Source organism: Pseudomonas sp. NBRC 111127 (assembly GCF_001320345.1).
Lineage (GTDB): Bacteria > Pseudomonadota > Gammaproteobacteria > Pseudomonadales > Pseudomonadaceae > Aquipseudomonas > Aquipseudomonas juntendi.
In genome coordinates this window covers 1-11,548 of record NZ_BCBD01000172.1, presented here as the reverse complement: position 1 = coordinate 11,548, position 11,548 = coordinate 1, and the positions used below count along the sequence as shown (strand labels likewise).

At 66.2% G+C, this 11,548-nt stretch carries 13 protein-coding genes and 1 riboswitch; of the genes, 12 read left to right on the top strand and 1 reads right to left on the bottom strand.

The genetic code is table 11. The features are described 5' to 3' along the window. Positions 1 to 314 precede the first annotated feature (314 nt). A complete protein-coding gene (locus APH30_RS23175; RefSeq protein WP_054913882.1) occupies positions 315 to 893 on the bottom strand; it encodes a hypothetical protein in 579 nt (192 codons plus the stop codon). 155 nt (positions 894 to 1,048) lie between these two features. Continuing rightward, positions 1,049 to 1,267, top strand: a riboswitch (cobalamin riboswitch). Positions 1,268 to 1,387: 120 nt separating this feature from the next. On the opposite strand from APH30_RS23175, the gene cobO reads away from it, so the two are divergent. The 12 genes from cobO to APH30_RS23115 form a co-directional block, all read left to right on the top strand. After that, complete coding sequence (gene cobO, locus APH30_RS23170; protein ID WP_054889940.1) at positions 1,388 to 1,999, top strand: cob(I)yrinic acid a,c-diamide adenosyltransferase; 612 nt, start codon at positions 1,388 to 1,390, stop codon at positions 1,997 to 1,999. Further along, positions 1,996 to 3,291 carry a cobyrinate a,c-diamide synthase gene (locus tag APH30_RS23165; RefSeq protein WP_054913881.1) on the top strand — a complete coding sequence of 432 codons (1,296 nt, stop codon included), beginning with the start codon at positions 1,996 to 1,998 and terminating at the stop codon, positions 3,289 to 3,291. The genes cobO and APH30_RS23165 overlap by 4 nt, the downstream gene beginning before the upstream one ends. Continuing rightward, positions 3,288 to 3,938 (top strand): 5,6-dimethylbenzimidazole synthase, encoded by a 651-nt coding sequence (gene bluB / locus APH30_RS23160; protein ID WP_054913880.1) that lies wholly within the window; start codon positions 3,288 to 3,290, stop codon positions 3,936 to 3,938. Before APH30_RS23165 ends, bluB begins: the two co-directional genes overlap by 4 nt. Next, positions 3,935 to 4,843 (top strand): adenosylcobinamide-phosphate synthase CbiB, encoded by a 909-nt coding sequence (cbiB, locus tag APH30_RS23155; protein ID WP_029887560.1) that lies wholly within the window; start codon positions 3,935 to 3,937, stop codon positions 4,841 to 4,843. Before bluB ends, cbiB begins: the two co-directional genes overlap by 4 nt. Further along, complete coding sequence (gene cobD / locus APH30_RS23150) at positions 4,836 to 5,828, top strand: threonine-phosphate decarboxylase CobD (RefSeq protein ID WP_054913879.1); 993 nt, start codon at positions 4,836 to 4,838, stop codon at positions 5,826 to 5,828. Before cbiB ends, cobD begins: the two co-directional genes overlap by 8 nt. After that, positions 5,825 to 7,279 (top strand): cobyric acid synthase, encoded by a 1,455-nt coding sequence (locus tag APH30_RS23145; protein WP_054913878.1) that lies wholly within the window; start codon positions 5,825 to 5,827, stop codon positions 7,277 to 7,279. The genes cobD and APH30_RS23145 overlap by 4 nt, the downstream gene beginning before the upstream one ends. A gap of 1 nt (position 7,280) precedes the next feature. Further along, positions 7,281 to 7,802 carry a bifunctional adenosylcobinamide kinase/adenosylcobinamide-phosphate guanylyltransferase gene (gene cobU, locus APH30_RS23140; RefSeq protein ID WP_054913877.1) on the top strand — a complete coding sequence of 174 codons (522 nt, stop codon included), beginning with the start codon at positions 7,281 to 7,283 and terminating at the stop codon, positions 7,800 to 7,802. Positions 7,803 to 7,863: 61 nt separating this feature from the next. Continuing rightward, on the top strand, positions 7,864 to 8,919 hold the full coding sequence (gene cobT / locus APH30_RS23135; RefSeq protein WP_054913876.1) for a nicotinate-nucleotide--dimethylbenzimidazole phosphoribosyltransferase: 1,056 nt from the start codon (positions 7,864 to 7,866) through the stop codon (positions 8,917 to 8,919). Beyond that, the gene (locus APH30_RS23130) at positions 8,916 to 9,482 is read left to right on the top strand and encodes a histidine phosphatase family protein (protein WP_054913875.1); all 567 of its coding nucleotides are present in this window, start codon (positions 8,916 to 8,918) and stop codon (positions 9,480 to 9,482) included. The genes cobT and APH30_RS23130 overlap by 4 nt, the downstream gene beginning before the upstream one ends. 1 nt (position 9,483) lies before the next feature. Beyond that, a complete protein-coding gene (locus APH30_RS23125) occupies positions 9,484 to 10,209 on the top strand; it encodes an adenosylcobinamide-GDP ribazoletransferase (protein WP_054913874.1) in 726 nt (241 codons plus the stop codon). Positions 10,210 to 10,291: 82 nt separating this feature from the next. Beyond that, positions 10,292 to 10,696 (top strand): MarR family winged helix-turn-helix transcriptional regulator, encoded by a 405-nt coding sequence (locus tag APH30_RS23120; protein WP_009686204.1) that lies wholly within the window; start codon positions 10,292 to 10,294, stop codon positions 10,694 to 10,696. 62 nt (positions 10,697 to 10,758) lie between these two features. Next, positions 10,759 to 11,548: MFS transporter (locus APH30_RS23115; protein WP_054913873.1), on the top strand; the 790-nt coding region annotated here is incomplete at its 3' end.

Here is an 11,548-nt window from a genome sequence, read left to right as displayed (position 1 = left end):
CAGCCAGATCAACAGCCAGATCAAAAGCTGGGCGGGGTTTGGTTGCGTGGTGCGAAACCCACGAAAGCGCAGTTATTGCTTCTGCTTTTTGCTTTTGCTTCTTAGCGCGCGGTAGTTCAGGCGCTGCAGATTGCGACTTCAGGAGCATGCCCGTAGCGAGGGGACCCCGGAGCGAAGCGTAGGGGCCGGATGACGGGAGCGGGCGGCTTTGGTTACTTTGGCCCAGACCAAAGTAACCCGCCGTAAGGGCGGAAAGGTGACTCGGCGCCGCCTACGCGAACGAATACCTATGCGGTTTCAACGCCCACGTTGTTTCAACCCTGCTTCAGCAACAACGCCACCCCCGGAAAGTACTGCCCCAGCTCGTTATGCAACTTGCGGTACGCATACGGGAAGTACCAGGCCACCGCGCACGCGCTGTGTTTCTGCAAGTCGTCGACCATGTCCTGCAACTCTTCAGGGCTGGCGTGCTGGCCAGCCTTCCATGGGCTGATGAACAAAGCCCCCGCCTTCAACTGGCTGGGGTAGGCCACCTGCCGGGCGCGCACAGCGGTTTCCTGCAATGCAGCTGCCATGTCCAGCTTCGCCAGCCTTGGCCACCGCTGACCCACGCTCAGGTACAGCACTTGGTCAGCACTGCTGATCGACAGATCGCAGCGCCCCTCATGGTCACCTTCATCGCGCTGCTTCTTGCCGGCAAACTGCTGTAACGCCGCCAGCTCAGCCTCCCACGCCGCGGCTGCCAGCACCCCGGCATTGGCTGCCGCGCCGTGCCAGTAAGGTGCCTCGCCATCACCGTAAAACTGGTTGCAGCGGTCAATGCAGTCGACCCAGCGTTCCAGCACCGGGCCAAGGAATTCCAGGTTCGGGTTGTTGATGAGATGGCCTCGCATGCTGCACTCTCCTTTTGTCATTGTGGTGGCGTACAGTCGAGCGTGATGGCTATGTGCTATCAGTGTGGCACAGCCTGGAGAATTGGCCAGCGTCGCCGCTTTGCAAGTACGCACTCCCTGCCCACTCCGATTGACGCTCCCGGTACAACCCTCTAACCTTCGCGCGTGTTTCAGGTGCCCTGCCAGCCCCGACTGGGCAGGGTGAAACTGGGAAGCCGGTGGGCGCCAGCATGGCGCGAGTCCGGCGCTGCCCCCGCAACGGTAGGTGAGTCGCGGCCGCGCAGGGCCACTGGGTGTTTACCCGGGAAGGCGCGCAGGCCAGGGCCAAGGCCCCCTCACAAGCCCGGAGACCGGCCTGATATCTGCCAACGGCATCACGGAGGGTGATGCGCGGTGCACCGTGGCCCCTTGCCATGGCCCCTGCGCGTTCTCCGTCTGCCTGCCTACTCTTTATTGCCGCGCGTTGCCGTGGTGACAGCCAGCGGAGAACCCTGATGAGCGAACCCACCGAACGCGACGAACGCCACTTGGCGCGCATGCAGCGCAAGAAGGCAGTCATCGACGAACGTATCGCCAACTCCCCCAACGAATGCGGCCTGCTGCTGGTGCTGACTGGCAACGGCAAAGGCAAGAGCAGCTCGGCCTTCGGCATGCTTGCGCGGGCCTTGGGCCATGGCATGCAGTGTGGTGTGGTGCAGTTCATCAAAGGCCGCAACAGCACCGGTGAAGAGCTGTTCTTCCGCCGCTTCCCCGAGCAGGTGCGCTACCACGTGATGGGCGAAGGCTTCACCTGGGAAACCCAGGACCGCCAGCGCGACATCGCCGCCGCCGAAGCCGCCTGGGCGGTGTCCCGTCAGCTGCTGCAGGACCCCAGCGTGCAGTTCGTGGTGCTGGACGAGCTGAACATCGCCCTCAAGCACGGCTACCTCGACCTTGACCAGGTCCTGTCCGACATCCAGGCCCGGCCGCCGATGCAGCATGTGATCGTCACTGGCCGCGGGGCCAAGCCTGAAATGGTCGAGCTGGCCGACACCGTGACCGAGATGGGCATGCTCAAGCATGCCTTCCAGGCCGGCATCCGCGCACAGAAAGGCGTAGAGCTGTGAGCCAGGCGCGCCACTGCCCAGCCGTGCTGATCGCGGCTCCCGCCTCCGGCCAGGGCAAGACCACCGTCACCGCCGCACTGGCCCGCCTGCACCGTAACCGCGGGCGCAAGGTGCGAGTGTTCAAGTGCGGGCCGGACTTTCTTGACCCCATGATTCTGGAGCGGGCCAGTGGCGCGCCGGTGTACCAGCTGGACCTGTGGATGATCGGCGCGGAGGAAAGCCGCCGGTTGTTGTGGGAAGCGGCAGGGGAGGCCGACCTGATCCTGATCGAAGGGGTGATGGGGTTGTTCGATGGCACCCCCTCCAGTGCCGACCTGGCACGCCATTTCGGTGTGCCGGTGCTGGCAGTGATCGACAGCACGGCCATGGCCCAGACCTTCGGCGCGCTGGCCCTGGGCCTGGCGCGCTACCAGGCCGACCTGCCGTTCGCCGGGGTGCTGGCCAACCGGGTCGGCAGCCTGCGCCACGCACAGCTGCTGGAAGGCAGCCTGACCGAAGGCTTGCGCTGGTATGGCGGGTTGTCCCGCGAGCGTGGCATAGAATTGCCCAGCCGCCACTTGGGCCTGGTCCAGGCCAGCGAACTGAACGATCTCGATGCCCGCCTGGACGCCGCCGCCGAAGCATTGGGGGCCAGTTGCGATGCGGCGCTGCCGCCACCGGTGTGCTTTGCCGAGCCGGCAGTACACGCCTGCGCAGCCTCGCTGGCCGGTGTGCGTATCGGCGTGGCACGCGACGAGGCTTTTGCCTTCACCTACGGTGCCAACCTCGACCTGCTGCGCAGCCTGGGTGCCCAACTGGCCTTCTTCTCGCCGCTGCACGACCGCGAACTGCCTGCGGTAGACAGCCTGTATCTGCCAGGTGGCTACCCCGAATTGCACCATCACGGGCTGGCGGCGAACGCGCCGATGTGCGCAGCGATCCGCGCCCACCATGCCCAGGGCAAGCCGCTGCTGGCCGAATGTGGCGGCATGCTGTACCTGCTCGAGGCGTTGACCGACGTGGCCGGCGAGCGCGCCGAACTGCTCGGCCTGCTGCCAGGGGAGGCGACCATGCAGAAGCGCCTGGCGGCCTTGGCCTTGCAGGCAGTGGAGTTGCCGGAAGGCACCTTGCGCGGGCACACCTATCACCATTCCCTGACCACGACCGGGCTGGACCCGATTGCCCGCGGCCTGAGCCCCAATGGCGGCCGCGGCAATGAAGCGGTGTACCGGATCGGGCGGCTGACCGCCTCCTATGTGCATTTCTATTTCCCGTCCAACCCGCCTGCGGCGGCGGCACTGTTACGGCCATGAGCGAACACGCCTTCAGCGCCGCCGAACGCGCTGCCATCTACCGGGCCATTGGCGAGCGCCGCGATATGCGCCATTTCGCGGGTGGGGAAGTGGCGCCGGCTGTGCTGGCTCGCCTGCTGGCCGCTGCCCACCAGGCGCCCAGCGTCGGGCTCATGCAGCCCTGGCGTTTCATTCGTATCACCCGCCGTGAACTGCGCGGGCAGATCCAGGCCTTGGTCGAGGCGGAGCGGGTGCGTACTGCCCAGGCCCTGGGCGAGCGCTCCGACGATTTCATGAAACTGAAGGTGGAAGGCATCAACGACTGTGCCGAGGTGCTGGTGGCGGCCTTGATGGACAACCGCGAGCCGCACATCTTCGGTCGCCGTACCCTCCCTGAAATGGACCTGGCGTCGCTGGCCTGTGCCATTCAGAACCTGTGGCTGGCAGCACGTGGCGAAGGCCTGGGCATGGGCTGGGTTTCGCTGTTCGACCCGCAGGCCCTGGCGGACCTGCTGGGTATGCCGGCGGGGGCCAAACCGGTGGCAGTGCTGTGCCTGGGGCCGGTTACGGCGTTCTACCCGGCGCCCATGCTGGTCCAGGAAAACTGGGCCCAGCAGCGGCCCTTGAGTGAAATGCTGTTCGAAAACCAATGGGGAGAGTGCCAATGAGCGTGGCTATGCTGACCGTGGCTGGCGTGGCCCTGGATGCGTTGCTGGGCGAGCCGCAGCGCCGCCACCCACTGGTGGCTTTCGGCAACATGGCCAATCACCTGGAGCGGCGCCTGAATGCCGGTGGCCGCGGTTGGCGCAGCCACGGTGTCAGCGCCTGGTTTCTGGCCGTGGTGCCGCTGACCCTGGTGGCGCTGGTGCTGTCCTGGCTGCCCTGCATTGGCTGGCTGGTTGATGTGCTGGCGTTGTACTGCGCTGTGGGGCTGCGCAGCCTGGGCGAACATGTGCTGCCAGTGGCTCAGGCGTTGCGCCAGGGCGACCTGGACGAAGCGCGGCGCCGGGTAGGTTTTCTGGTCAGCCGTGAAACCCGCGAGCTGGACGCGCCTGCGGTAGCGCGGGCAGCCACCGAGTCGGTGCTGGAAAATGGCAGCGACGCTGTATTCGCTGCGCTGTTCTGGTTCGTGGTGGCCGGGGCGCCGGGTGTGGTGTTGTACCGCCTGAGCAATACCCTCGATGCCATGTGGGGTTACCGCAATGCGCGTTTCGAGCGCTTTGGCTGGTGCGCAGCGCGCATCGACGATGTGCTCAACTATATTCCCGCCAGGCTGGTGGCGCTGACTTATGCGCTGCTCGGCAAAACCCGTGTGGCCCTGGCCTGCTGGCGCAAGCAGGGCCCCTTGTGGGACAGCCCCAACGCCGGCCCGGTCATGGCGGCCGGTGCAGGTGCGCTAGGTGTCGAACTCGGCGGCCCGGCGGTGTACCACGGCGAGCTGCACGAGCGGCCACGCCTGGGCGAGGGGCCGGCGGCCGATGCCGACGCCATCGAGCGTGGCTGGAACCTGGTGCAGCGCGGCGTATGGCTGTGGTTGCTGGTGATTTGCCTGGGGGCCTACCTGGATGCTTGAACACGGCGGTCGCCTGCTGCGTGCAGTGCACCAATACGGGATTGCCCGTGAGCACTGGCTGGACCTGTCCAGCGGCATTGCGCCGTGGGCGTTTCCCATTCCGCCCATTCCCGTTGAAGCCTGGGCCCGCTTGCCGGAAACCGAGGACGGCCTGGAAGCGGCCGCGCGCCGCTATTACGGCGCCAGCCAGGTATTGCCAGTCGCTGGCTCGCAGGCCGCGATCCAGGCCTTACCGCTGCTGCGTGCCAGCGGACGGGTCGGGGTGCTGGGCCCATGCTATGCCGAGCACCCCCATGCCTGGCAAAGGGCGGGGCACCAGTTGCTCGAGCTGGACGAAACACAGGTCGAGGCCGCACTCGACGGCCTCGACGTGCTGGTGCTGGTCAACCCCAACAACCCCACAGGGCGCCGCGTGCCCCGTGAGCAACTGCTGGCCTGGCACGCCCGGCTGGCTGCGCGCGGTGCCTGGCTGCTGGTGGATGAAGCCTTCATGGACAATACCCCCGCAGACAGCGTGGTGGATTGCAGCGCACGCTCTGGTCTGATCGTATTGCGCTCGTTCGGTAAGTTCTTCGGCCTGGCCGGCGTGCGCCTCGGTTTCGTGGCGGCCGAGCACAGCCTGCTGTTGCGCCTGGCCGAGTTGCTTGGCCCGTGGACCGTCAACGGCCCGACCCGGGTGTTGGCCCAAGTCAGCCTGGCTGACCAGGCCGCGCAGCGTGCCCAAACCGAACGCTGTGCCGCCGCCAGCCAGCGACTGGCGGCAATGCTGCACAGCGCAGGCCTGACGCCCACCGGCGGCTGTGACCTGTTCCAGTATGTACGCAGCCCCGGCGCAGCCCACCTGCACGACTTTCTCGCCCGTCGCGGCATTCTGGTGCGGCTGTTCGAGCAGCCTGCCGCAGTACGCCTGGGGCTGCCCGCCAGCCTGGCAGATGAGCAACGCCTGGCCCAGGCCCTGGCGGCCTACCAAAAGGAAACGGCATGACCACCCTCATGGTGCAAGGCACCACCTCCGACGCCGGCAAAAGCACGCTGGTAACTGCATTGTGCCGCTGGCTGTTGCGCCAGGGTGTGGGTGTGGTGCCGTTCAAACCGCAGAACATGGCGCTGAACAGTGCCGTAACCGCCGATGGCGGTGAAATTGGCCGCGCCCAGGCGGTGCAGGCCCAGGCGTGCCGGCTGGCGCCGCACACCGACATGAACCCGGTATTGCTCAAGCCCAACAGTGATACCGGCGCCCAGGTGATCATCCATGGGCGTGCCGTCACCAGCATGAACGCGGTGGCCTACCACGACTACAAAGCTGTCGCCATGCAGGCGGTGCTGGCCTCGCACCAGCGCCTGAGCGCTGCCTGGCCGGTGGTCATGGTCGAGGGCGCGGGGTCGCCGGCAGAAATCAACCTGCGCGCGGGCGACATCGCCAACATGGGCTTTGCCGAAGCGGTCGACTGCCCGGTGATCCTGGTGGCGGACATCAACCGTGGTGGCGTGTTCGCCCACCTGGTGGGCACGCTGGAGCTGCTGTCGCCCAGTGAGCAGGCGCGGGTGCAGGGCTTTGTGATCAACCGCTTCCGTGGCGATATCGCGCTGCTTCAACCAGGGCTGGACTGGCTGGAGGCACGCACCGGCAAGCCGGTACTGGGCGTGTTGCCCTACGTCACCGACCTGCACCTTGAAGCCGAAGATGGCATCGACATGCGCCAGGGCAGCAAGCAGGACCGCGTGCTCAAGGTGATCGTGCCGGTGCTGCCGCGTATCAGCAACCACACCGACTTCGACCCTTTGCGCCTGCATCCGCAGGTAGACCTGCAATTTATCGGCCCTGGCCAGGCGATTCCGGCTGCCGACCTGATCATCCTGCCTGGCTCGAAAAGCGTCCGCGGCGATCTGGCACAGCTGCGCGAGCGCGGTTGGGACAAGGCGATCGAACGCCACCTGCGCTATGGCGGCAAACTGATCGGAATTTGTGGCGGCCTGCAGATGCTCGGCCATGAAGTGCATGACCCGCTGGGGCTCGAAGGGGCTGCCGGTTCAAGCCGCGGGTTGGGCCTGTTCGACTACGCCACCGTGCTCGAAGCCCATAAGCAGTTGCGTAATGTCACCGGCACGCTGAACCTCGAGGCTGCGGCGGTGAGCGGTTATGAGATCCATGCGGGTGTCACCCGCGGCCCGGCCCTGGCGCAGCCTGCCGTGCAGTTGGCCGATGGCCGCAGCGACGGTGCCATCAGCGACGACGGGCAGGTGCTGGCCACGTACCTGCATGGTCTGTTCGAAGGCAGCCATTCATGTGCCGCCCTGCTGCGCTGGGCGGGCCTGGACGATGTGCAGGTCATCGATTACGAAGCCCTGCGTGAACGTGACATCGAGCGCCTGGCCGACCTGGTGGACGCGCACCTGAACACCACTTTGTTGCGCCAACTGTGCGGGGTGGCCTGACATGCGCAGCCTGATCCTCGGCGGTGCCCGTTCGGGCAAAAGCCGCCTGGCCGAGCAATGGGCCACTGCCAGCGGCCTGCCCGTGACCTACATTGCCACCAGCCAGCCGCTGGACGGTGAAATGAACGAGCGGGTAGCGCTGCACCGGCAACGACGCCCTGCCGCCTGGGGTTTGATCGAAGAGCCCCTGGCATTGGCGGCGGTATTGCGCGCAGAAGCCGCCGAGGGGCGTTGCCTGCTGGTGGATTGCCTGACCCTGTGGCTGACCAACCTGCTGATGCTGGAGGATGACCAACGCCTGGCCCAGGAGCGTGACGCGCTGCTCGATTGCCTGGAGCAACTGCCTGGCACGGTTATCCTGGTCAGTAACGAAACCGGCCTGGGGGTGGTGCCCATGGGCGAGCTGACCCGGCGTTATGTCGACCTGGCCGGCTGGATGCATCAGGGGGTGGCCGAGCGCTGTCAACGCGTGGTGTTGACGGTTGCCGGGTTGCCATTGGTGCTCAAGGGCGCCGCGCCATGACCCAGCCATGCACCGTGCAACCCTCACTACCCATTGTCCAACCCTGAACAGGCTTCCCCCGATGACCCAACCCTGGTGGCAAACCCCCTGCCAACTCCTCGACAACGCCGCCATGGACCAGGCCCGCGCGCGTCAGCAGCAACTGACCAAACCTGCCGGCTCGCTTGGCCAGCTGGAAGGCCTGGCCATTCAGCTGGCCGGTTTGCAGGGGCAGGAACGCCCCGTGCTGGACCAGCTGGCCATCACCATTTTTGCTGGTGACCACGGTGTGGTCGAGGAAGGCATCTCGGCCTACCCGCAGGCGGTAACCGGGCAGATGCTGTGCAATTTCGTCGGCGGTGGCGCGGCAATCAGTGTGCTGGCGCGGCAACTGCACGCCAGCCTGGAGGTGGTCGATCTCGGCACCATCGACCTACAGCTGGAGCTGCCCGGCGTGCGCCATTTGCGCCTGGGGGCCGGTACCGCGAACTTTGCCCGGCAGCCGGCGATGACCGAAGACCAGCTGCTGGCAGCCCTGCAGGCGGGCCGCGACAGCGCCTTGCGCGCGGCCGAACAGCGTGCGCAGTTGTTCATCGGTGGTGAGATGGGCATCGGCAACACGACTGCCGCGGCTGCCGTGGCCAGCGCCTTGCTGGGCTGCCCGGCGGCACAGCTGAGCGGGCCTGGCACCGGCCTGGACAACGCGGGTGTGCGGCACAAGGCGCAAGTCATCGAACAGGCGTTGCGCCTGCATGGCCTGCGGGCTGACGCGCCGTTGCAGGCATTGGGGTGCGTTGGCGGGTTCGAGATCGCAGCCCTGGTCGGCGCCTATATCGGCTGCGCGCAGTCGGGTATCGCAGTACTGGTCGATGGCTTTATCTGCAGCGTTGCTGCGCTGGTGGCGGTGCGCCTGAACCCGCAGTGCCGGGCCTGGCTGCTGTTCGCTCACGAAGGTGCCGAGCCTGGGCACAAGGCCCTGCTCGCGGCGCTGCAGGCCGAGCCGTTGCTGGCCCTGGGCCTGCGCCTGGGCGAGGGCAGTGGCGCCGCATTGGCGGTACCGCTGTTACGCCTGGCGTGTGCGCTGCATGGGCAAATGGCGACCTTTGCCGAAGCCGCTGTGGCGGACCGCCCGGCATGATCCTCGACCTGCTGCGCCACGGCGAAACCGAGCAGGGCGGGCTGCGTGGCAGCCTGGATGACGCGCTGACCGACCAAGGCTGGGCCCAGATGCGCAGTGCTGTGGCCGGTGCCGGCCCGTGGCAGGTGTTGGTCAGCTCGCCGCTGCAGCGCTGTGCGCGGTTTGCCGATGAGCTGGGTGCGCAACTGAATTTGCCGGTGTGCCGGGTGCCTGCCCTGCAAGAACTGCACTTTGGTGACTGGGAAGGCCGCAGCGCCGCACAGATCATGCAAGACCAGGCCGATGCGCTGGGGCAGTTCTGGGCAGACCCCTACGCCTTCACGCCGCCTAACGGCGAGCCGGTGCACGCCTTTGCGGCACGGGTGCTGGCGGCGGTCGAGGGGTTGCACCAGCAGCACGCCGGCAAGCGTGTGCTGCTGGTCACCCATGGTGGGGTGATGCGCCTGCTGCTGGCGCGTGCTCGCGGCTTGCCCAGGCACCAACTGTTGCAGGTCGAGGTCGGGCATGGTGCCTTGGTCCGCTTGCTGGTGAGTGAGGGCGGGCTATTGGTCGAGGAAGGTTGAGATGCTGCCGTTGCCGTTCTGGATCGCCTTGCAGTTTCTCAGCAGCTTGCCGGTGAGCCTGCCGGGCATGCCCGCCGCCCGTGAGGTGGGCCGTTCGCTGCTCTATTACCCGCTGGTCGGGCTGCTGTTCGGGTTGTTGTTGTGGCTGGCAAGCCACCTGCTGCAAGGCACGCCGGCGCCGCTGCACGCGGCGTTGCTATTGGCACTGTGGGTGCTGCTCAGCGGGGCCTTGCACCTGGATGGGCTGGCCGACAGTGCGGACGCCTGGCTGGGCGGCTTTGGCGACCGCGAGCGCACGTTGCGGATAATGAAAGACCCACGCAGCGGGCCAATGGCCGTGGTAACCCTGGTACTGGTGCTGTTGCTGAAGTTCTGTGCCCTTTGGGTGCTGGTCGAGCAGGGCGTCACTGCCCACCTGCTGCTGGCGCCGCTGCTGGGGCGGGCGGCGATGCTGGGTTTGTTTCTGTGCACCCCATACGTGCGCCCAGGTGGCCTGGGGCAGGCATTGGCGGAGCATCTGCCACGGCGCGCCGCGGGCTGGGTACTGCTGGGTGCGCTGTTTTGCCTGTGGCTGGGCGGGTGGAGCGTGGTGCTGGCGCTGGCGGTATTTGCCTGGCTGCGGCAGCTCATGTGCCGACGCCTGGGTGGCACAACGGGCGATACGGCCGGGGCGCTGCTGGAACTGCTTGAGCTGGCGGTGGTGCTTGGCATGGCGCTGGGGCTTTGAGCATGGTGCCACTCCAGCGGTGCTTCGCCCGGCACCATGAAATTTCTTGCAACATGCAACACGCGGGTATATACACGTATCCATGCTGACCAGTGAATGCCTTTGTATCCATTTGCGCCGTGCTGCCCGCGGGGTGACCCGGCATTACGACGAAGCCCTTGCCGGCTTCGGGGTGAATGTCGCCCAGTTTTCGCTGTTACGGCACCTGCAGCGCCTTGAGCGTCCCAGCATCACAACCCTGGCCGAGGCCATGGGGCTGGAGCGCAGTACCTTGGGCCGTAACCTGCGTGTGTTGCAGGCAGAGGGCTTGGTAGCCCTGGCCGAGGGCGATGACCAGCGTAACCGTGAGGTGTTGCTGACTGCAGCCGGCAAGCAGTTGCTGCAAGCTGCCCACCCTGCCTGGGAGCAGGCTCAAGCCGATTTGGTGGAACGCCTGGGGGGCGGGCAGCGTGATCAACTGGTGCGCCTGCTGAACCAGCTGGCCTGAAAAGATACGACCATAAGCGGGTATATACCCGTAAATCTTGCGATGTGCTGGAGATAACGATAATGACTTCGGTGTGGCGAACCAGCGGATGGGTATTGGTGGGGGCAGCGTTGATTCTGGCGTTGTCATTGGGTGTACGGCACGGTTTCGGCCTGTTCCTGGCGCCCATGAGCGCCGATTTTGGCTGGGGCCGTGAGGTGTTTGCCTTCGCCATTGCCTTGCAGAACCTGATCTGGGGGCTGGCGCAACCCTTTGCCGGCGCCTTGGCCGACCGCCTGGGCGCGGCCCGGGTGGTGATCATCGGCGGTATTCTTTATGCCGTGGGGTTGGTCCTGATGGGCACGGCCGACTCGGCCTGGTCGTTGTCGCTGAGTGCGGGCTTGCTGATTGGTATCGGCCTCTCCGGCACTTCGTTTTCGGTGATCCTCGGTGTGGTCGGGCGGGCTGTGCCGGCCGACAAGCGCAGCATGGCCATGGGCATCGCCAGCGCCGCAGGTTCGTTCGGCCAGTTCGCCATGTTGCCGGGCACTCTTGGCCTCATCCAGTGGTTGGGTTGGTCGGCGGCCCTGTTGGTATTGGGGCTGCTTGTGGCATTCATCGTGCCTTTTGTGGGCCTGCTGCGCGACCGCCCATTGCCCAGCCATGGTGCCGAGCAGACGCTGGGCCAGGCGTTGCGTGAGGCGTGTTCGCATCCTGGGTTCTGGCTCCTGGCGTTGGGCTTCTTCGTCTGCGGTTTCCAGGTGGTGTTCATCGGCGTGCACCTGCCGGCCTACCTGGTTGACCAGCATCTGCCCGCGAGTACCGGTACCACGGTGCTGGCGCTGGTTGGGCTGTTCAACATTGTCGGCACCT